This window comes from Curtobacterium sp. SGAir0471, from assembly GCF_005490985.1.
In the GTDB taxonomy this organism is placed as follows: Bacteria; Actinomycetota; Actinomycetes; order Actinomycetales; family Microbacteriaceae; genus Curtobacterium.
Genome location: NZ_CP027869.1, coordinates 1,576,680 through 1,596,491 on the forward strand (window position 1 = coordinate 1,576,680; position 19,812 = coordinate 1,596,491).

Genomic DNA, 19,812 nt, shown 5'->3' on the forward strand with positions numbered 1-19,812 from the left:
CGCGAGACGTTGACGCTGGCCCCGGTGCAAGCCGAACTCATTCCGGGAAGAGTTCCGACGATGATGGCATCGGCGCCCAGCGCACCTTCTCGAGAACGGGATTGCTGGGTTCCACACCGGCAGCCATCATCAGGAACTTTTCGATGAGCATGGGCGATCGCGTCGTTTTCGGCGGGATGGTAGCGGCTTCTTCCGCGGTCGCGGCGCGGGTCCTCGTCTCGTCGAAACTCGTGAGTCGGACGCCCCCGGTCTCCGGCAGCCCCCACGTGGAAGCGGGCAGATACCGCCGATTGTCGGTCTGTGCCTGCGTGACCACTTCCCACATCCCCGGCCGGAATCGCGCGTCGTAGGTCCAACTGGCCACGATCGGCGGGTTCATCAGCGAAGCGAGCGCATCGGGGATCGCGACCGGATACCGAACGAGGTGATCGAAGACAACGACGAACATCGCCCCCTCGCCGACATGCAGAACTTGACCGACGTAGGCGCGATCGTCGTCGACCCTTACGCTGAACACATCGCCGACCGTCGCCTCCAGCACGTCCTTCGAAGCACTCAATACGGATCCCCTCCTGCTGCTTGGTAGCGCGCTTCGCGCATTTGGTGTCGTTTGTTTTCGAGCAACCCATCAGGATTGCTCTTGTTGGTCGGGCCGCCGAGGCGTCGAATATGGTATTCCTCGAGCCTGTCGAGGTGCTGACCAGGCGTACCGCGGTCGATCACTCGGTACTCATAGATCGCATCCGGATTCGCCCGAGCGTGTTCGCGTTGACGTTTCTCGAAGCGCTCCAAGTCCTTGGCCTGACCGACATAAGGCTTCTGACCGCCGAGCCCATCCTCTCGCAGGTAGATCACACCTTGATGTGGGATGGGTGCTTCGTCGCCGAGCTTGTTCACCGCCGACGGCAGGTGCACTTTCGACATTGTGCCGCCGGTCGCGGCCGACGTCGCGGCACCCTCAGCAGCGGAACCCAGGAGCTTGCCTGGCGTGAGCGGCTGACCGCTGACGACCGTGTTCGCTACGTTCTCGACCGCGCCCTCGACGGCGTTCCCGACGAAGTGCTTGCCGAACGCGGCCCCGAGGCCGCCCCCGACCATCCCGAACGCCCCGCTGACGGCGACCTGCCCCCAGTTGACCTCGCCGGTCGTGGCCTTCTGGATGATCGTGTCCGCGCCGGCACCGATGAGCATCCCGCCCAGCGGACCGCCGACGCCGGTGAGCATGAGTGCACCACCCGCGACGACCATCGCCCCGCCCGCCACGTACTCCCAGTTGTCCTTGAACCAGTCACCGGTTGCCGTTGCCGCCCGCGCCAGCGGCCCCTGCTCGGCGGCGGCGTACGCCTCGAGCTCGGCGTCGGTGATCGGCGCGAGGCCGAGTGGATCGACCGCATGGAGCGGGTCGTTGCCGGCGAACGAGTACGGATTTGCGCCCCAGGCTGCCCCCGCTGGCGCGGTGATCGGGTCGGCCGAGAGGAAACCGCGGGTCGTGGGGTCGTAGGCGCGCGCGCCCATCCACTCGAGTCCGGCGACGACGGGGGTTCCGTCCGCGCCGAAGGAAAGCGCCCTCTTGGCATCGCCGGCGACCGAGGCGAGGAGCTGCCACGGATCGGCCTCGGGCGTGCTGCGGGCCGTCCGCCAGCCCGTCGCGCCGGTACCCTCCGAGCCGCCGAGCAGTCCGACGGGCGTACGGAGCACGGGGGAGTCGTCGACGGCCAGCAGGGTGGGAACGGGGGCGCCGGCGTCCCAGTCGAGTCGGACGCCGTCGACGTCGACGAGGTCGCCGAGCGCATCCACATGGGTCGATGTGCTCGACGAACCCGAGGCGATCAGACGGAGCCACCCCCGCCCGTCCCACGAGTAGCGCGTCGCCGTGCCGTCCGGGGCGGTGCTCCGCACGCGCCGGCCGCGCGCGTCGTAATCGTGGGACGTCCGTCCCTCGGGCCCGGTCACCGCGACGAGCTGGCCCGCATCGTCGTACTCGAACGTGCGAGTGGTGTCCTCGGTGTGTTCGACGACGAGTCGGCCGGCGGCGTCGTAGGACCAAGCGGTCTCGACTCCGTCGGTGTCGGCACGGACGAGTTGCATCGCTGCGTCGTGCTCGTAGACCGTCGTCGTGCCCGGTCGCTCGATCCCGACGAGCCGACCGTCTCGATCGCGGGTCAGATGTGTCGTCGCCGTCGAGTCCCCGTCGGAGCGGGTGTGCCCGACGACGAAACCGCGGTCGTGGGACCAGGAGTCGCTCGTCCCTGCCGTGCGCACCGCCGTGAGTCGTCCGGCGCCGTCGTACTCGTGATGGACGGCGCCGAACGCGGTGTGCTCGACGGTGCCCGGCCGACCCGCGGGATCACGCTCGATGCGCGTCACGGAGCCGTCCGGCGCATGCACCGAGGTCCGCAGGCCGTCCGCGTCGTACGTCCATCGCGTCTCTCGACCGTCCGTCACTCGGCGGACGAGGAGACCCCGCGGGTCGTACTCCAGCAGGTGGGCACTGGCAGCGTCCGGCCGGGTGTGGTCGGAGATGGTCACGGTCCGCGAGCGCGGGTCGCGCTCGATGCGAGCGACCAGTGCGTCGTCCACGTACTGGGCCGTCTCTCGACCGGCTGCGTCGTACTCCCACCGGAGCACGGTGCCGTCGGGCTCCGTCTGGGAGACCTGGCGACCGGCAGCGTCGTACGTCGCGCTCGTCGTGCGGCCGAGGGGATCGGTCGAGGTGGCGACCTTGTCGAGCTCGGTGTAGGTCCGCGTCGTGACTGCTCCGCGCGGATCGGTGGTACGGACGAGCCGCCCGCGATCGTCGTACTCGTAGCGCGTCACCCCGCCGAGGCCGTTGGTCGCCGCGACCAGCTGCCCCGCGGCGTCGTACCGGAACGAGCGGCGACCGAACCTCGGGTCACGTGCCTCGACCACGCGCCCCGCCCGGTCGTAGCGGTACCGGACCATCCCGAGGGCCGGCGCGTCGACGGAGATGACCCGACCGACCGCGTCGTACTCGGTGCGCTCGACGTCGCCGTTCGCAGACGTCCGCTCGATCACACGTCCGTCGGCGTCGTAGCGGAGTGACGTCCGACCGCCGAGCGGATCCGTGGCGGTCGCCGGTCGTCCGCACCGGTCGTACGTGTAGGTCGTCGTCCGACCGGCGGGGGTGGTGACCGCAACGACGCGGCCCGCGAGGTCGCGATCGAATCGGGTCAGCCCGCCTTCGCCGTCCAGCGACTCGACGACTCGACCAGCCGCGTCGCGCACGGTCACGGCGGACGACCCGTCGCTCTGCAGGACGCTGACCGGCCGACCCAGCGCATCGGTGCGGACACTGACGTCCTCGAACGCCGAACTGACGGTAGTGGTGCCGTCGGCGCGCTTCCGGTCGGCAGCGGTGCGGACACCCGTCGGGTCCAGGGTCGCGGTGACGGCACCGACAGCGTCGTACTCACGGATCCAGGAACCACCGGCGGGGTCGACGACGGTTCGCAGCCGCGAGAGTGCGTCGTGCACGAACCGCCACTCCGCCCCGTCGGGCAGGGCGACTCCGGAGACGTTGCCGAGCTCGTCGAACCGCTTGGTGGTCCGGCGGCCGAGCGGGTCGGTCGTCGCGGTCATCTTCCCGTGTGCGCCGTACTCGACCGCCGTCCGGGCTCCCATCGGATCTGTGTTGGCGATCACGCGCCCGGCATCATCGTGCTCGAACCGCCACACGCCACCGTCGGGAGCTTCGCGAGCGGTCAGCAGACCTGCCGAGTCGTAGCGGTACGAGGTCCGGGCACCGAGCGGGGTGATCGCCTCGACGACGCGTCCCGCTGCATCGCGGACGAAGCGCGCCGTCCCCCCGTCGGCCTCCTCGATCGCGACGAGGTCGCCGTGTTCGTCGTGGTGGAACGTGACGACCACGCCTGTCGGGTCTGTGCAACGCGCCAGCTGCCCGGCACGCCACTCGAGGAGCGTCCGTCCGCCGACGGGATCGGTGATGACCGACGGATCGCGGTCGTCGCCGCGGTACTCGTACTCGACGATCCCGCCGTCGGCGGTGACCACGGTGGTGGTCCGGTCCTGGTCGTCGTACGCGTACGTCACGTCGGCGCCGTCCGGGGTCACGGTGCGCGTGCGGCGTCCGCGGTCGTCGTACCCGTGCACCGTCACTGACCCGTCCCGCTCGGTGACGGAGATCAGGTGTCCGTGCCGGTCGTAGGACATCGACTGTCGTGCGCCTTCGGCGTCGACGATCCCGACCACACGACCGTTGCGGTCGGCGATCCAGGTGTTGGCGTTGCTGCCGTCCGTGTCGGAGACGGAGGTCACCCTGCCCTGCAGGTAGGAGAACCGGACGGTCCGCCCGAACGGCGAGCGCTGTTCGACGACACGGCCCCGGTCGTCGTAGGTGTTGATGCACTCGACGACGCCGGTCGCGGCGGTCACCTGGTCGATCAGGCCTGCGTCGTTCCAGCGGTAGCGTCGGGTTCCGATCTCGCCCTCGACCGCCACGAGCCGACGGAGGTCGTCGTACCGGTACTGCAGCACTCGGCCCTCGGCGGAGCGGACGGTTCCCACTCGGTCGCCGTCGTACTGCACCTCGACCTGTCGCCCGAGCTCGTGCTGCAGACGTATGATCCGGTCGTGGTCGTCTCGGTGCACATCGACGCGGCTCCCAGCACCTCGGCTACTCGAACGCCACAAGCCAGCAGGTGAGAACGACCACCACCCGCCGCCGTTGTCCTGCACGATCATCGCGCCGTGCTCCGAGGTCAGCCAGAGGTCCTGACCGACTCCGCGACCCCAACCGTCGCCCTCGCGCGGGAAGTCGACCTGGCGCCCGTCCTCGAGCACGATCGAGGCCAGCTCGTCGCCGAGCTCCAGACGGACGTCGAGCACCGACGACCAACCGACCCCGAACGCCCCGACTCGGGTGTCGAGCGAGTTGTACATCCGCGAGAACCGCAGGGACGCCGCAGCGCCGCCGAAGGTCAGGTCGTCCTCCGGCTCGAGGAAGTTGCCCGTCGCGGTGTTCACCGGATCGTCGGCGAACCCGTTGGTGGGTGGTGTCCCCATGGCGGAGAACGGGCCGATCGTGAAGTCGTCGCGTCCGACCGCGACCCCGGCCGACGCCAGCGCCGCCGCGATCGAGGCGTCCGAGAGCGTCGCCGGTCCGGACCCACCGCCGGCGGCCTCGAACTGCGCGGCCACCGTGTCCGCCCACGAGGCGTCGTGACCGTTGTCCGCGAGCCAGTCCTGCACCGCCGTCACGAGGGACTGTGCGTGCAACGTGCCCCAGCACGAGTTGCACCCAGACTCGTAGTCGGCCAGGGCGTTGCGGAACGACGACACGGCGCCGGACAGGGAGTCGTCGGCACCTCGGGTGGTCGAGGCGAAGGACCGGAGATCGGCCGGCACCGCCGATGACGTGCCCCCGCTGCCGCCACCGCCCGCCGGGATCGTGCGACCGCGCACCGAGACGGCATCGGCCTGGAGCTGGGGCTCCGGCTCGGGTGCCGGCGGCTTCGGGTCGTCCTCGGCGCCGAACCACGTCGACACCTCGTGCGCGGCACCGACGAAGAAGTTCTCCTCGCGCTCGCGCTTCCGGGCCTCCCACGCCTTCGCGTCGGCCCGTCGTCGGTCCTCCTGCTTCGCCGCGTCGCGCAGCTCGTCGACGAACCCGACGAGGGAGGACAGTGCGTCCGAGAGCTTGCTCGCGCTCCGCGAGGCGATGCCGGCATTGTCGGCGAACACCTGCGAGAAGTACCCGCGGAACTCGCGTTCCGCGTTCGTCACCGCAGCGGAGCGCGTCGCCGTCTGTCCGTCGATCGCGGACCCCAGGTTGCGCGCCGCGGTCTTCAGCGCGTCAGCGTCGCCGTACGAGTACCCCGTCGGATCGTTGCCGTGGACCTTTGCCATGTCGTCTCCCCCCGATGACTCCTCGATCTTGGCACGGCAGCAGCGAGGATGACCAGCGAGGGAAATGTCGCGTACCGACGGACTGACGGACTGGAGGCACGGCGCCAGCTGGCACTGTGCCTCCCGTCCGTCAGCAGGTCGCGATCAGGCCGCGACGGCCGCCCGCACCTGCCGCTGCACCCGACCGAGCATGCCGACCATGCCCCGGATCCGCAGCGGACTGACCGCCTCGGTGAGCCCGAGCGTCAGCGGGTAGTCCACCGGCACCGCCAGCACCTCGGTCGCGGTCAGCCCCGACAGCCCCTGCGCCAGGATCGACGCGAAGCCACGGGTGGTCGGTGCCTCACGCGGAGCGGTCGCGTGCATCCGGACCACGTCCGACGCGTCACCCTCGGCACCAACCGTGACGGTGATGAACACGGGGGACTGGCACTCCTCGACGCGTTCGAGCTCGTCCTCGTGCCCCTGCAGCCGCTCGGGCAGTGCGGGGAGCTCGTCGGAGAACTCGAGGAGCAACTGCAACCGGTCCTGCTGGGACAGCTCGAGGAAGTCGTCGCGGATCTCGGCGAGGGAGGAGGGGAGTGGTGCGTCCGTCATCGGGAAGGAACGGTACCCGGCTCGGAACCCGTGGCGATCGGGACGCGCACGGCGCTGCCCCACTCGGTCCACGATCCGTCGTAGTTCCGGACGTTCTCGTATCCGAGCAGGTGCTGCAGCACGAACCAGGTGTGGCTCGAGCGCTCGCCGATGCGGCAGTACGCGATGACCTCGTCGGCGTCACCGATGCCGGCACCCTCGCGGTACACGGCGTCGAGTTCCTCGCGGCTCTTGAACGTGCCGTCGGCAGCGGCCGCGGTGGCCCAGGGGATGTTCACGGCGGTGGGGACGTGCCCCGCGCGCAGGGCGCCCTCCTCCGGGTAGTCCGGCGCGGTGGTGCGCTCGCCGGAGTACTCGGGGGCGCTGCGCACGTCGATGAGCGGCTTGCCGAGGTGCTCGAGCACGTCGTCCTTGAAGGCGCGGACCTGCTCGTCGCGGCGCTCCACGACGGGGTACTCGACCGGGGTGACCTCGGGGCGGTCGGTGGTGAGTGCACGGTCCTCGGCGATCCACTTCGCCCGGCCGCCGTCGAGCAGACGGACGTCCTCGTGCCCGAACAGGGTGAAGACCCAGAGGGCGTACGCGGCCCACCAGTTGTTCTTGTCGCCGTAGATCACGACGGTGGTGTCGCGGGCGATGCCCTTGCCGCCGACGAGTCGGGCGAACGCCTCGCCGTCGATGTAGTCGCGCTGGACGGAGTCGTTGAGGTCGGTGTGCCAGTCGATCTTCACCGCGCCGGGGACGTGGCCCGTCTCGTAGAGCAGGACGTCCTCGTCGGACTCGACGACGACCAGGTCGGGGGAGCGCGTGCCGGCGTCGAGCTGCTCCTGGAGCCACTCGGTCGACACCAGGCGCTCCGGGTGGGCGTAGGCGGCGAACTTCTCGGACGGGTCGACCGGTGCGGTCATCGGGGGTACCTCCAGGTGCGGGACGGCTGCGGCACGGCGAGGCTAGGATCGGACCTCGGTGCCCGCGGGCAACGGTACGCGGACGTACCGACCACCACCTGCAACGTGACACCGCACGACATGCTTCCCGGAGGGGCCACACTTGCCTGCACACCTCGTCGACCGCGACCCGCAGGTGACACCCCAGCAGATGGCCGCGGCGCTCGTGCCGCCGCCGCAGTTCGCCGACGCGTCGTTCGCGAGCTACCGGCCCGACCAGGAGTACCCGTCGCAGGCGGCGGTCCGCGACGCGGTCGAGGCCTTCGTCGCCACCCGGCCGGAGCCGGCGAAGCGCGGACTGTTCGGCCGCCGCCGCGAACCGGTCCAGCCGGCGCGCTCGGGCGTGTACCTGGACGGCGGGTTCGGTGTCGGCAAGACCCACCTGCTCGCCGCGGCCTACCACGCCGAGCCCTCGCGCAAGACCTTCGGCACGTTCATCGAGTACACCGCGCTCGTCGGCGCTCTCGGGTTCCAGGGCACGGTCGACCTGCTCCGCGGGACGTCCCTCGTCTGCATCGACGAGTTCGAGCTCGACGACCCGGGCGACACGATGGTGATGACGCGGCTCATCAAGGAGCTGTCCGAGTCGGGCACCCGGTTCGCGGCGACGTCGAACACCCCGCCCGGCGCCCTGGGCGAGGGCCGCTTCGCCGCTCAGGACTTCCTCCGCGAGATCCAGGCGATGTCCGACCGGTTCGACACGATGCGGATCGACGGACTCGACTACCGCCGGCGCGCCGTGGACGAGTCCGCCCGCACGGTCGACGACGTCGCCGGTGCCCTGCCCGAGGGGTCGACGACGCTCGACGACTTCCGCGCGGTGGTCGCCCACCTGGCCAGCGTGCACCCGTCGAAGTACGTCGCCCTGGTCGAGGGGCTCGACGCCGTCGGGCTCACCGACGTGCAGGCGTTCACCGACCAGACCGACGCGCTGCGCTGGGTGGCGCTCGTCGACCGCCTCTACGACGCGCAGGTCCGCATCGTCGCGTCCGGTACGCCCCTCGACCAGGTCTACCCGCAGGCGATGCTCGACGGCGGCTACCGCAAGAAGTACCTGCGCGCCGCATCGCGCGTGGTCGCGCTCTCCCGCGCAGCCGACTGAGCCACCCTGCGGACGGGAGGCGCGTGGCGGATCCGCCACGGGCCTCCCGTCCGACACGTCCGGCGTCCCGTCAGCGGTGTCGGACCGGTCTTCCGGCATCCGGAAACACACCGTTCACACGGGAGCGCAACGCGTTACACCCGCGAAACACATCGTGCTCCCTCGCGAAACGTCGCCTCGCCAGACTCATCAGCACCCGAGGCGGAACCGAGAGCCGCCTGCATTCGCGAGAGGTGAACAGATGCTTGATCAGGGCAACACGGCATTCGTGTTGATCATGGCGGCGCTGGTGTTGTTCATGACACCCGGCCTGGCCTTCTTCTACGGCGGCCTGGTGAAGGCCAAGTCCGTCATCAGCATGATGATGATGTCCTTCGGAGCGATCGCCCTGGTCGGCGTCCTCTGGGTGCTCTACGGCTACGCGATCGCCTTCGCCAACCACGGCGCGGGCACGAACGTGGCGGGCATCGTCGGGTTCTTCAGCATCGACTGGAACCAGATCGGCCTCGGTCAGGCGTTCGAGGAGGCCAAGGCGTCGACCATCAACGCGGCGTACCCGTCGATGGCGTTCGTCGGCTTCCAGGCAACCTTCGCGATCATCACCGTCGCCCTGATCTCCGGAGCGATCGCCGACCGCGCCAAGTTCGGCGCGTGGATGATCTTCGCCGGCGTCTGGGTCACCGTCGTCTACTTCCCGGTCGCCTCGTGGGTGTTCAACCTCACCTCGGGCATGTTCGCCACGTGGGGCGTCATCGACTTCGCCGGTGGCACCGCGGTGCACATCAACGCCGGTGCGGCGGGTCTCGCCCTGGCGCTCGTGCTCGGCAAGCGCGTCGGCTTCGCCAAGGGCGCCCACAAGCCGCACAACCCGCCCTTCGTGCTCCTCGGGGCTGCCATCCTCTGGTTCGGCTGGTTCGGCTTCAACGCCGGCTCGGAGGGCGCCGCCGACGGCATCGCCTCGCTCGCCTGGGTGAACACCCTCGCCGCCCCGGCCGCCGCGATCCTCGGCTGGCTGCTCATCGAGAAGATCAAGGACGGCAAGGCCACCTCGGTCGGCGCCGCCTCGGGTGCCGTCGCCGGTCTCGTCGCCATCACCCCGGCCTGCGCCGCCCTGACCCCGGGCTGGGGCATCCTGCTCGGCTTCCTCGCCGGTGTGGTCTGCTGCTTCGCGATCGACTGGAAGTACCGTCTCGGCTTCGACGACTCGCTCGACGTCGTGGGCGTCCACCTGGTCGGCGGCATCTTCGGCACGCTCTACCTCGGCTTCTTCGCCGACACCACCGGCCTCATCTACTCGGGCTCGTTCGAGCAGCTCGGCAAGCAGGCCGTCGCCGCCCTGACGGTCCTCGTCTACTCGTTCGTCCTGGCCTTCGTGATCGGCTTCGCCATCGAGAAGACCATCGGCTTCCGCGTCAAGACCGAGGACGAGGTCGCCGGCATCGACACCGCGGTCCACGGCGAAGAGGGCTACGTCCTCTACGAGGAGCGCGACGAGACCCCGGTCTCGGTCCGCTAGGCACCGCACCACCCGCACGACGGGCCCCGCGCACACAGCAGGCGCGGGGCCCGTCGTCGTGTGCGGGCGTCGCGTGTAGGGCGTCTCGTTTGAACCAGGGATCCGACATCGAACCAGGCCAGCGGGCTGGTTCGATGTCGGAACGGTGGTTCAACTGCAGCCACCGGCACACGGAGTGACGCGACCACGGCCGGGAGGCGCGGTGCGGGTCCGACCCGCACCGCGCCTCCCGGCCGTGCTCGTCGTCACGACGCGTGGTGCGCCGCGGGATCAGGTCACCAGGCGTAGTCCTCCGGCGCGGTGTCGTGTCCCGGGAAGATCTCGTCGAGGCGCGCCAGGGCCGCCTCGTCGAGACGGATGGCGACGGCGCGGACCGCGGACTCCCACTGCTCCATCGTGCGGGGGCCGGTGATCGGGGCGGTGACGCCGGGCTGGTGCAGCAGCCACGCCAGGGCGAGCTCACCCGGGGTGTGGCCGAGCTCCTTCGCGAACGACTCGTACGCCGTGAGCTGGTCGCGGTGCCCCTCGACGTACTCGGCGCTGCGGCCGGACAGACGACGGGAGCCGTTCTCGGTCTTCTCGATGACGCCACCGAGCAGCCCGCCCTGCAGCGGCGACCACGGGATCACCCCGAGGCCGTACTCGCGCGCCGCGGGCAGCACCTCGCGCTCGACGTCGCGGACGACGAGGTTGTAGATCGACTGCTCGCTCACCAGGCCGAGGCTGCCCCGGCGCGCGGCGGCCTCCTGCGCCTGCGCGATGTGCCAGCCGGCGAAGTTCGACGAGCCGACGTAGAGCACCTTGCCCTGCTGCACGGCGACGTCGATCGCCTGCCAGATCTCGTCCCACGGGGTCGCGCGGTCGACGTGGTGGAACTGGTAGAGGTCGACGTGATCGGTCTGCAGGCGGCGGAGGCTCGCGTCGAGCGACTGCCGGATGTTCAGCGCGCTCAGCTTGCCGCCGTTCGGCCAGTCGGTCATGTCGCCGTAGACCTTCGTGGCGAGGACGGTCTTCTCGCGCCGGCCACCGCCCTTTGCGAACCAGCGGCCGATGATCTCCTCGGTGGCGCCCTTGCCCACCGAGCCGCCGTAGCCGTTCGCCGTGTCGAAGAAGTTCACGCCGAGCTCGTGCGCCCGGTCCATGATCGCGTGCGAGTCGTCCTCGCTGGTCTCCGGTCCGAAGTTCATCGTGCCGAGCACCGCTCGTGACACCGACAACCCTGTCCGTCCGAGGTGTGTGTAGTCCATGGGTCCGGTCTACGCGGGTGCGGGTGTGCGAACCAGGCCCTGCGGGTGCCGGTCACGTGCGAGGCGTAGAAGGGGGTTCGCCGTTCCTGCCGGCCGACGGCATACGGTTCCACGGAGAAAGGACGCACCATGCCCGCGAAGGACGAGATCCCCAGCACCCTGCAGCGATCGCCGAAGCATGCGCAGGACATCTTCACGGAGACCCTCGACTCGGCGAACGAGACCTACGGGCCGGGGGAACGCGCGCACCGAACCGCGTACGCCGCGGTCAAGCACGAGTACGAGAAGGTCGGCGACCACTGGGAGGAGAAGGACTCCTCCGGCCCGTCCGACACCGGCGCCGCGGGGACACGCGGGTCCGGGGAGACGCAGGGCGGCGTCGACGCGAACGCCTCGAAGGCACACCTGATGGACGTCGCGAAGCGCCTCGACATCAGCGGGCGCTCGAAGATGGACAAGGACGAGCTCGTGCAGGCGATCAAGCGAGCGAACGACCGGGCGACGGCAGCTGCGCGCAAGTGAGGCGCGGCGTGTCGGCGGTCCGGCCGAGCTCGGTAGCGCATGCTCCGCGCGGCATGGGTGGTGCACGCAGGGGAGTAGCGTGCCGCGGGTGAACACGCCAGCACTCCGTGGCAGCCGCATCCTCGGCTTCGGCCACCACCAGCCCGACCGGGTCCTGACCAACGACGAGCTGTCGACCATGGTCGAGACGAACGACGAGTGGATCACCACCCGCACCGGCATCAAGACCCGCCGCATCGCGGGACCGGACGACAGCGTCGTGTCGATGGCCATCGAGGCCGGCCGGATGGCCATCGCCGACGCAGGCCTCGAGCCCGCCGACATCGGACTCGTGATCGTCGCCTCGACCACACACCGCGAGCGGTCGCCGTACACGGCCGGCCGGGTCGCAGCCGCCCTCGGCATGACGAACGGCCCGGCGCCGATCGACATCAACACCGCGTGCAGCGGCTTCGAGTACGCGATGGCCCTCGCCGACCAGTCGATCCGCGTCGGGGCATCGGACACTGCGCTCGTGATCGGCTCGGAGACGCTGTCGAGCATCGCCGACTGGACCGACCGCTCGACCTGCGTGCTCGTGGGTGACGGCGCCGGGGCGGTCGTCATCGGTGCCTCGGAGACGGCGGAGATCGGGCCGGTGTCGTGGGGGAGCGTGCCGCACCTCAACGAGGCCGTGCTCGTCACCCGCGATCCGGAGTACTTCACGCAGCAGGGTCGGTCGATCTACCGGTGGGCGATCACCGAGGCCGAGGGTCACGCCCGCAAGGTCGTCGACGCCGCCGGGGTGACCCTCGACGACATCGCGGTGTTCGCGTTCCACCAGGCGAACCTCCGCATCATCGAGCCCCTCGCCGAGGCACTCGGCGGAGCGGACAAGTACGTCGTGCGCGATGTCGTCGAGTCGGGGAACACCTCTGCCGCGAGCGTGCCGCTCGGGTTGTCGAAGGCGTGGCACCGTGGGGAGCTGCCGGAGGACGCGCTCGCGCTGCTGTTCGGGTTCGGCGGTGGGTTCGCGCACGCCGGGCAGGTAGTGCGGACGCCGAAGCGGCGCGCGTGACGTCGTGAGCAGGTGACGGACGGGAGGCGCGGTGCCGGGTGGTACCGCGCCTCCCGCCCGTCGGCGCTCCGGACGGACGCAGCAGACGTCACGGGCGGGACGGTCCCGATGGGCGTCCGTCGGTGGGTGCGACGAGCGCCCGGATGCGGTGGGCGCGCGGGTCTGTCGGGCGTTCAGCGGGCCTGAGGCCCGTCAGTCGCGCTCCTCCCGGTGCGGAGTGTCGGCCCACAGGTCCTCGTCGTCACGGTGCTTCCGGCGTCGGCGCTCGGCCCGGCTCGTCTTCTCTCCGGTACCGGTACCGGCACCAGCCCCGGCACCGCCGCCTGCGGTCCGACCGTTCGTCTCCTCGGCACCGCGACCGCGGGCGAGGGCACGTTCCTCCTTCGTCGGCTTCGCGGGCAGCACCACGGTGAAGTGTCGAGGAGGCATGCCGAAGCCCTCGCGCGACGCCTGGATCACCTTGCGGCCGAGTGCATGGTTCCCGAGGCCGCCGACCGCAGCCCCGATGCCGAACGGCAGCGCCCGGCCGAGCACCGACGTGCCCTGCCGTGCGGCGAAGCGCTTGATGAACTGGTCGCGGACCTTCCCGCCGATGCCGCTCACCACCTGCTTCGGCAGCGACGAGGTCACCATCTCGCCCCAGAACGCCTGGCGGGCCTGGCCCCCGGCCGCCTGCGTCGCGAGCTGCTTCACGAGCTGCGTGCCGGGAGCGCCGAGGATCAGGGCCATCACGAGCGTGCGTGAGCGCTCGGGGTCGTCGAGCGCGATCCCGTGCACCTCGGTCACCGACTGCGCGAAGAGGGCCGTGGCCTCGAGGAACCCGACCGTCTCCGCACCGCTCAGCCCCAGCGCGGCGATCATGCCGACGCCCGGGATCACCGCACTCGCACCCACCGCGGCGCCGCCGGTCGTCACCGCCGCGAGGTACTGACGCTCGAGGATCTGGATCACCTCGGCGGGGCTCGCGTCCGGGTGCCGGCGGCGCACCGCGTTGACGTGCGCGACCACCACCGGTCGCTGTACCGCGATGACACGGTCGAGCAGCTTCGTCCACCCGCTCGGACTGTCCGGCATGGGGGTCCGGTCGTCGCGGGTGTCGGGCTGGACCGGGGCGGGCGGCATCGGCACGATCGCCCCGTCGTTGTGCTGTCGGGCCATGAGGGTGACGGTACCCGGGGGTGGTGGGAGCTCCGCTCGCACAGATCACCGAGCGCGACCGCTCCCTCGTGGTCACCGGCACGGCACGCCCGCCCGCAGGAGCTTCGCGCGCAGTCGCTCGGGCGCCATCAGGTCCGACCAGACGACCCGGACGACGGTGCGGACCTCGGGGAAGGACCGGACGAAGTCCTCGCGCTGCTTCTCCTGCCAGTGCGCCGCGGCGGCCTCCGGGCCCTCGCCGTACTTCGCCCGCCCGTCGACCTCGACCACGACGCCGTGGTCGGGAAACCAGAAGTCGACGACCGCGGTCCGTTCGCCCGACCGCGTGAGCAGGTGCTGCTGCACGGGCTCCGGCGCTCCGAGCTGTCGGAAGCGCACCCGGCACACCGACTCCGCGGGGGAGTCCGACAGCGCCGACCCCATCCCGACCGCCGTCGCCGCCTTCGTGCGCCCCTTCGGCCGGAGCAGATCGAGCTCCTGCTGCAGGTCGGCTGGTGTCGCCTGTCGCCAGCGGAGGACATGGTCGACGACGGGCAGGGCGGTGAGCAACGGGCGCGCGGCTGCGAGGTCGGTCGCGGTCCGGCTCGGGGTCGTCGTCGGCCGTCCGTGCGGGTCGCGGAACACCTTCGGTGGGCGAGCCTCGGCGCCGTGTCGGACGAACCAGGAGCTGACCCTGGTGCCGCTCGTCAGCGGATCGACGACCTGGACGCGCACGGGCCAGTCGCCGACCACCGGCAGGCCGAGCACCGCGCAGGCCGATTCGTGGCTGAGGACGTCGTGTTCGCGCAGCCGCGGGAGCGAAGCGCGGACGAGCAGGACGTGCCGCTGCTCCGGATCGAGCGCAGCGGCCGTGCCTGCCGGGACGAGCACACCCGGGCGGACACGTTCGTAGGCACCTCGCACCGTCGCCCGCTCGAGTGCCCGCCGTTCTGCGCTCGGCAGGTGTGCGGTCCGTACCAGGTCGACCTCGTCAGCTGTCCTCATGCATCGAGGGTCGTCGACAGCAGGTCACGCGCGGACGCGATCGGCGCACTCCGTGGAGAACTCTCGCCGGACGCGTGCGTGTGCAGGAGTCACGACGATCCATGCGAGTGCAACATTCGACGTCGCACTGGTCGATCGACGGGTGCGATGTCGCACGATGCGCGCGCACACGATGCGGGCGCATGGAGCGACGTTCCGCGTGTCGATCGACGCGCGCCATGTCGAAGAACGCGCGCCGACGCGCCGACGCGAGAGCGCCGACGCAAGCCCCCCGCCCCGACGCAAGAGCGCCCCGCGCCCTACCGCCGCGCGAGCTCCGCGCGCAGCGGCAGGTCCTGGTCCTCGAGGATGAACTGCGCGCCGACGGCCGTCCGGGCGTGCACGACGACCGGCGCGAGCAGGTTCACCGTGGTGCCGGACGCCCCCGGGTTCGCGACGACGAGCAGCATCGCGTCGGCGGGGTCGGTCAGGCCGATCGTCGCCGCCTGCTCGTCGGTGAGCTCGGGCGCGTAGTCGGGCAGGTGCACCGCGGCGTCGAGCAGGAAGAGCCGGGCGTCGTCGCCGTGCAGGGCGAAGAGGCCCTCGGCGCCCTCGACGGGCTCCAGGGTGAACACGGGCGCCGGCGCGAGCCCGAACGGGGGCGTGGGGAAGGTCAGGTCGATGCTCATCGGAGGTAGTCCATCAGGGTCGGCTGCAGGACCTTCGCGGTGACGGCGAGGGCTGCCTGGTAGGTGGTCTGCTGCACCTGCAGGTCGAGGACGGCGCCGGCGAGGTCGAGGTCCTCGATACCGGCGCGGCGGGTCTCCAGGGCGACGGACGAGGTCTTCAGGGCGTCCTGGGCGCTCAGTGCCGCCGCGTGCCGCACACCGACGTCGGCCTGCGCCGCGCGGAGCGTGCCGAACGCCGCGTCGACGTCGTTGAGCTTCGGGTTCACGTCCACACCGTTCTGCAGGTCGGCGACGATGCCGTCGATCACCGAGAAGACCGAAGACGAGCCGGAGCCGAACGCCGCGGTTCCCGGGGTGTCCACGCGCACGGTCTGGGCGTCGCCGACCCGTCGGGACACCGCGGTCGTCGAGGCGGCGAAACCGGAGCCGGACGTGTACGCGTCGGGTGCCGTCGACGAACCGGCGAACACCGACCGGGTGCCGTAGGTCGTGTTCGCGGCGGACTCGAGGTCGGCCTTCAGCGCCCGGAACTGCGCGATGAACGCGTCGCGGGCGGTGTCGTCCATCACGCCGGAGTTCGCGGCCTGCACGGTCAGGTCCCGCACCGTCGCGAGCACCGAGTGCGCTCCCGACAGGGCGCTGTCGGTCGTCGCGAGCCAGCCGACGGCGTCGTCCGCGTTCCGCGCGTACTGCGCGGCGGCGGCCTGCTCCTTCCGCACCTGCATGGACGAACCGGTGCCGACCGGGTCGTCCGACGGCTTCGTGATCGCCTGCAGCGTTGTGGCACGCTGCGTGGCCTCGGCGACGCGGGCGGCGTTCGCCTGCAGCCGCTCCGTCGCCGACGCGATCGACATCTGGGTGGTCACACGGGTGATCACGGTCAGCCCCTCCCGACGAGTCCGACGCGGTTGATGAGCGTGTCGAGCATCTCGTCGACCGCGGTGAGGACGCGCGCCGCGCCCTGGTAGGCGTGCTGGTAGCTGAGCAGGGCGACGTTCTCCTCGTCGAGGTCCACGCCGGCGCCCGACTGCTGCTGGGTGCGCGCGCTGGTCAGGGCGAGCCCGGTGAGCGTCGCCTCCGATCCGGCCGTCCGGGAGGCACTGCCCACCCCCGCCACGAACGTCGCCCAGGTGCTGTCCGCACCCCCGGCGGCCGAGCCGAGTCGCGAGAGCGCGTCGGCGAACGAGTCGTCGAGTTCCCCCGCCGCGTTCCGCGTCGCCAGGCCGTCGCCGTCCGTCGGGACGACCGAGAGCCCCTGCGCCGCCGGCGTGCCCGCGGCGAGGGCGAAGAACGGCTGCCCGGTGGCCCCGGTGGGCGTGGTGCCCTTCGCGTGCTCGGTGTTCACGGTCTCGGCGAGACGGGTCGCGACCCGGTCGTACGCGGCCGAAGCCTCGGCGATCGCGCCGCCGGTGCCGCCCGAGGCCGGGGCGAGGAGCGACAGCGCACCGCCGATCGAACCGCCGTCGAGCGTCACCGCGCCGGCGCTGCCCGAAGTCCAGCGCAGGGTGACGGCCTGCCCGTCGCCGAGACGTGCGCCGCCCTCGAGCGCGACGGTGCGGACGGTGTCGCCCTGCACGAGCGGGTTGCCGCCCAGGAGCACGTCGACGGTGCCGTCGGTGTTCGTCCGGACGGTGCCGCCCGCGAACCCGGCGATCTGCTGGGTGAGCTGGTCGCGCTGGTCGAGCAGCTCGTTCGCGTTGCCGCCGGCGGCGAGCGTCGACCGGATCTGCCCGTTCAGGTCGGCGACCTGCGCCGCGGCGTCGTTGAGCTGGTCGACCTGGGTCGCGGCGGTCGACCGGACGGTGCTCCACTGCGTGTCGAGGGCCGTCGAGCCGGCGGCCAGGGTACCCGCGACGGTGGACGCCGTGGCGATCACGGAGGAGGCGGCGCCCGCGTCGTCCGGGTGCGCTGCCAGGTCGCTCCAGGCGGACCAGAAGGCGTCGAGCTGTGCCGACAGGCCGTTCTTCCCGGGTTCGTGCAGGCCGTCCTCGATCGCCGAGAGCCCGGTCGCGCGGGTCTGCGCCCACGCCGAGGAGCCGGTCGCGGTACGGAGGCCGGCGTCGAGCGTCAGGGAGCCGAGACGGGCGATGCCGTCGATCGACACCCCCTGGCCGGCGAGGGCAGCGGTCCCGCGGACGAAGCCGGTCTGCACGGCGGGGATCGAGGACTGAGTGACGCGCTGACGGGTGTACCCGGCGGTGCCCGCGTTCGCGATGTTCTGCCCGGTGACGTCGATGCCGGCGCGGGCCGCCGTCAGGCCGGAGTAGGCGGTCGCGAGGGATCCGAAGGTGCTGACCACGGCGCTACAGGGTCCCCTCGAACAGGCGAGCGCCGTCGGCCCGTGAGCCGGAGCCGCCCGAGGCGTCGTAGGTCGCGGCGTCGCCGACCGAGCCGGCGAGGGTCTCCTCGGTGGCCTGCGCGGCGGTGCGGAGGAAGCGGTCGTTCTCGTCGCGGAGCGCGCCGATCTGCGTGGTCAGCTCGACCATCGCGGTCAGGTGCGCGGTGAGGATCTCACCCCAGGGGCCGTTCGGTGCGGCGGCCACCACGTCGCGCAGGGGGGCGTCCGGGTCGACGCCCCACTCCTCGGCGACGGCGGCGCTCGACGCGGCGCGCTCGAGTCCGGTGCTGCGGAGGCGCTCGAGGACCTGCTCGACCTCGCGGCTGGCGTGCGAGACCCAGCGGGAACGCCCGGCGGCGAGCAGGAGCTGCTCCTCCTCGAGCTTGAACGTGAGCAGTTCGAGCAGTTCGCGCTCGCGCCAGAGGACGGCGGACAGGTCGTTCACGCTCATGGCTCCTCGCTGGTGGGGTCGGGTTCGGCGACGGTCGGGTCGTGCCGGTCCGCCTTCCGGTGGACACCGGGGACTATCGACGCCGGGCCGTCCGTCGTAAGCGGACCACGGCGGTGAAGGTGAGCAGGGGTCGGGCGCGAGCGGCGGGGCGGAAGAGGGTCGAGCCTCCCGACCGCCGTTCACCGGGGGACGCGCCGTCACCCAGATCGGGGGACAGGAACGGTCGTTGCGGCCCGTGTGTCCGCCGAAGTGCGGACCGCTGGAACCCCGCGTCCCCCCGCACTGGGGACGTTCACAGCCTGCTCCTGGGGCTTCCCAGCCGATACATTCGGAACGCACCGCAGGGGCCCGCCCCCGCACCGCGTCGCAGGGGCGCGGGTGCGCCGCCCGGAGGGAACCGGGTGGTTCTTCGTCGACCGCACCGGCCTCCAGAGGGCCGGTGTCCGTCGCGCCCACGGACGGGTCAGTCAGCACGTCGACCAGGGGAAGCCAATGGACCGGAACGCACGCAACGCGATGATCGTGGAGCACCTGCCGCTCGTCGGCTACATCGTGTCGGACGTCCGAGCGCGCGCGACCCACCTCGACCGCGACGACCTGGCCGCCGTGGGGTCCCTCGCACTCGTCGCCGCCGCCGAGGCGTTCGACCCGGACCTCGGCGTGCCGTTCGGCGCCTACGCCCGTACCCGGATCACCGGCGCGATCGCCGACGACATGCGGTCGGCCGACTGGGCATCGCGCGGCACCCGGAAGCGCATCCGCGAGACCCTGGCGACGCAGGAGGCCCTGTCCGCCCGGCTCGGCCGCTCCGTCGGCGTGCAGGAGATCGCCGACGCGATGGGCGTCGACCGCAAGACCGCCGCCGACGCGATGTCCGACGCGGGCCGCACCGTCGGCACGCTCGACGAGACCGTGCACGACGTCGTCGTGTCCGACCAGCCGCTGCCCGGCGAGGACCTGCTCGAGGCCGAGAAGCGCCGGTACCTGCGCGCCGCCGTCGCCGCGCTGCCCGACCGGATGCGCTACGTCGTCGAGAACGTCTACTTCGGCGACCGGTCCGTGACCGAGGTCGCCGCCGAGCTCGGGATCACGCACTCCGCGGTGTCGCAGCAGCGGTCCGAGGCGATGCGGCTGTTGCGCGACGGACTCGCCGAGCACTACGGCGACGGCACCGCGGTCGAGCCGGTGTCCCGCACGACCGCCGCGCGGCGGAGCGCGTACCTGGCGCGGGTCGCCGCGAACGCCGCCGCCGGGGTCGCCCGGGCCGTGCAGGACGCGTCGGCGCCGACGGCCGTGGTCGCCAGCTGATCTTCGGCGAGGAGAATTCCTCGCCGACACC

At 71.4% G+C, this 19,812-nt stretch carries 16 protein-coding genes; 5 read left to right on the forward strand and 11 right to left on the reverse strand.

Annotated features, from left to right (window positions below; genetic code table 11):
* Positions 1-37: 37 nt before the first annotated feature.
* The 4 genes from C1N91_RS07210 to C1N91_RS07225 form a co-directional block, all read right to left on the reverse strand.
* Positions 38-559 carry a hypothetical protein gene (locus C1N91_RS07210; RefSeq protein ID WP_137767184.1) on the reverse strand — a complete coding sequence of 174 codons (522 nt, stop codon included), beginning with the start codon at positions 557-559 and terminating at the stop codon, positions 38-40.
* A complete protein-coding gene (locus tag C1N91_RS07215; RefSeq protein ID WP_137767185.1) occupies positions 556-5,886 on the reverse strand; it encodes a DUF6531 domain-containing protein in 5,331 nt (1,776 codons plus the stop codon). Before C1N91_RS07215 ends, C1N91_RS07210 begins: the two co-directional genes overlap by 4 nt.
* A gap of 144 nt (positions 5,887-6,030) precedes the next feature.
* On the reverse strand, positions 6,031-6,483 hold the full coding sequence (locus tag C1N91_RS07220) for a SufE family protein (protein ID WP_058727766.1): 453 nt from the start codon (positions 6,481-6,483) through the stop codon (positions 6,031-6,033).
* Positions 6,480-7,391 (reverse strand): sulfurtransferase, encoded by a 912-nt coding sequence (locus C1N91_RS07225; protein ID WP_137767186.1) that lies wholly within the window; start codon positions 7,389-7,391, stop codon positions 6,480-6,482. The genes C1N91_RS07220 and C1N91_RS07225 overlap by 4 nt, the downstream gene beginning before the upstream one ends.
* A 190-nt stretch (positions 7,392-7,581) precedes the next feature.
* Between C1N91_RS07225 and zapE the strand changes: the two genes are divergently transcribed.
* Positions 7,582-8,532, forward strand: coding sequence for a cell division protein ZapE (gene zapE / locus C1N91_RS07230; protein WP_175416089.1), 951 nt, complete (start codon positions 7,582-7,584; stop codon positions 8,530-8,532).
* A 241-nt stretch (positions 8,533-8,773) separates the two neighbouring features.
* On the forward strand, positions 8,774-10,048 hold the full coding sequence (locus C1N91_RS07235) for an ammonium transporter (protein WP_137767187.1): 1,275 nt from the start codon (positions 8,774-8,776) through the stop codon (positions 10,046-10,048).
* 275 nt (positions 10,049-10,323) lie between these two features.
* Here the strand turns inward: C1N91_RS07235 and C1N91_RS07240 are convergent, their stop codons facing one another.
* The gene (locus C1N91_RS07240; RefSeq protein WP_137767188.1) at positions 10,324-11,295 is read right to left on the reverse strand and encodes an aldo/keto reductase; all 972 of its coding nucleotides are present in this window, start codon (positions 11,293-11,295) and stop codon (positions 10,324-10,326) included.
* Positions 11,296-11,424: 129 nt separating this feature from the next.
* Here C1N91_RS07240 and C1N91_RS07245 point away from each other — a divergent pair, with 129 nt between their 5' ends.
* Both C1N91_RS07245 and C1N91_RS07250 read left to right on the forward strand, forming a co-directional pair.
* Entirely contained in the window at positions 11,425-11,817 is a 393-nt protein-coding gene (locus C1N91_RS07245; RefSeq protein WP_137767189.1) for a ChaB family protein, read from the forward strand.
* 88 nt (positions 11,818-11,905) lie between these two features.
* Positions 11,906-12,874, forward strand: coding sequence for a beta-ketoacyl-ACP synthase III (locus C1N91_RS07250; RefSeq protein ID WP_137767190.1), 969 nt, complete (start codon positions 11,906-11,908; stop codon positions 12,872-12,874).
* A 192-nt stretch (positions 12,875-13,066) separates the two neighbouring features.
* Here C1N91_RS07250 and C1N91_RS07255 read toward each other — a convergent pair whose 3' ends face one another.
* The 6 genes from C1N91_RS07255 to C1N91_RS07285 form a co-directional block, all read right to left on the reverse strand.
* Positions 13,067-14,032, reverse strand: coding sequence for a hypothetical protein (locus tag C1N91_RS07255; RefSeq protein WP_175415950.1), 966 nt, complete (start codon positions 14,030-14,032; stop codon positions 13,067-13,069).
* Between the two features lie 72 nt (positions 14,033-14,104).
* On the reverse strand, positions 14,105-15,016 hold the full coding sequence (locus tag C1N91_RS07260; protein ID WP_137767191.1) for a hypothetical protein: 912 nt from the start codon (positions 15,014-15,016) through the stop codon (positions 14,105-14,107).
* 299 nt (positions 15,017-15,315) lie between these two features.
* Positions 15,316-15,684 carry a flagellar assembly protein FliW gene (fliW, locus tag C1N91_RS07270; RefSeq protein ID WP_137767193.1) on the reverse strand — a complete coding sequence of 123 codons (369 nt, stop codon included), beginning with the start codon at positions 15,682-15,684 and terminating at the stop codon, positions 15,316-15,318.
* Positions 15,681-16,562 carry a flagellin N-terminal helical domain-containing protein gene (locus tag C1N91_RS07275; protein ID WP_137767194.1) on the reverse strand — a complete coding sequence of 294 codons (882 nt, stop codon included), beginning with the start codon at positions 16,560-16,562 and terminating at the stop codon, positions 15,681-15,683. Before C1N91_RS07275 ends, fliW begins: the two co-directional genes overlap by 4 nt.
* A 2-nt stretch (positions 16,563-16,564) precedes the next feature.
* Positions 16,565-17,983 carry a flagellar hook-associated protein FlgK gene (gene flgK, locus C1N91_RS07280; protein ID WP_137767195.1) on the reverse strand — a complete coding sequence of 473 codons (1,419 nt, stop codon included), beginning with the start codon at positions 17,981-17,983 and terminating at the stop codon, positions 16,565-16,567.
* Between the two features lie 4 nt (positions 17,984-17,987).
* Entirely contained in the window at positions 17,988-18,473 is a 486-nt protein-coding gene (locus C1N91_RS07285; RefSeq protein ID WP_058728377.1) for a flagellar protein FlgN, read from the reverse strand.
* 492 nt (positions 18,474-18,965) lie between these two features.
* On the opposite strand from C1N91_RS07285, the gene C1N91_RS07290 reads away from it, so the two are divergent.
* Positions 18,966-19,781 carry a sigma-70 family RNA polymerase sigma factor gene (locus C1N91_RS07290; protein WP_137767196.1) on the forward strand — a complete coding sequence of 272 codons (816 nt, stop codon included), beginning with the start codon at positions 18,966-18,968 and terminating at the stop codon, positions 19,779-19,781.
* Positions 19,782-19,812: the final 31 nt, after the last annotated feature.

Excerpts from the sequence above, each read along its gene's own strand:
- C1N91_RS07215 (WP_137767185.1), bottom strand. The coding sequence starts at position 5,886 with ATGGCAAAGGTCCACGGCAACGATCCGACGGGGTACTCGTACGGCGAC.
- C1N91_RS07220 (WP_058727766.1), bottom strand. The coding sequence starts at position 6,483 with ATGACGGACGCACCACTCCCCTCCTCCCTCGCCGAGATCCGCGACGAC.
- C1N91_RS07225 (WP_137767186.1), bottom strand. The coding sequence starts at position 7,391 with ATGACCGCACCGGTCGACCCGTCCGAGAAGTTCGCCGCCTACGCCCAC.
- zapE (WP_175416089.1), top strand. The coding sequence starts at position 7,582 with ATGGCCGCGGCGCTCGTGCCGCCGCCGCAGTTCGCCGACGCGTCGTTC.
- C1N91_RS07235 (WP_137767187.1), top strand. The coding sequence starts at position 8,774 with ATGCTTGATCAGGGCAACACGGCATTCGTGTTGATCATGGCGGCGCTG.
- C1N91_RS07240 (WP_137767188.1), bottom strand. The coding sequence starts at position 11,295 with ATGGACTACACACACCTCGGACGGACAGGGTTGTCGGTGTCACGAGCG.
- C1N91_RS07245 (WP_137767189.1), top strand. The coding sequence starts at position 11,425 with ATGCCCGCGAAGGACGAGATCCCCAGCACCCTGCAGCGATCGCCGAAG.
- C1N91_RS07255 (WP_175415950.1), bottom strand. The coding sequence starts at position 14,032 with ATGGCCCGACAGCACAACGACGGGGCGATCGTGCCGATGCCGCCCGCC.
- C1N91_RS07260 (WP_137767191.1), bottom strand. The coding sequence starts at position 15,016 with ATGAGGACAGCTGACGAGGTCGACCTGGTACGGACCGCACACCTGCCG.
- fliW (WP_137767193.1), bottom strand. The coding sequence starts at position 15,684 with ATGAGCATCGACCTGACCTTCCCCACGCCCCCGTTCGGGCTCGCGCCG.
- C1N91_RS07285 (WP_058728377.1), bottom strand. The coding sequence starts at position 18,473 with ATGAGCGTGAACGACCTGTCCGCCGTCCTCTGGCGCGAGCGCGAACTG.
- C1N91_RS07290 (WP_137767196.1), top strand. The coding sequence starts at position 18,966 with ATGGACCGGAACGCACGCAACGCGATGATCGTGGAGCACCTGCCGCTC.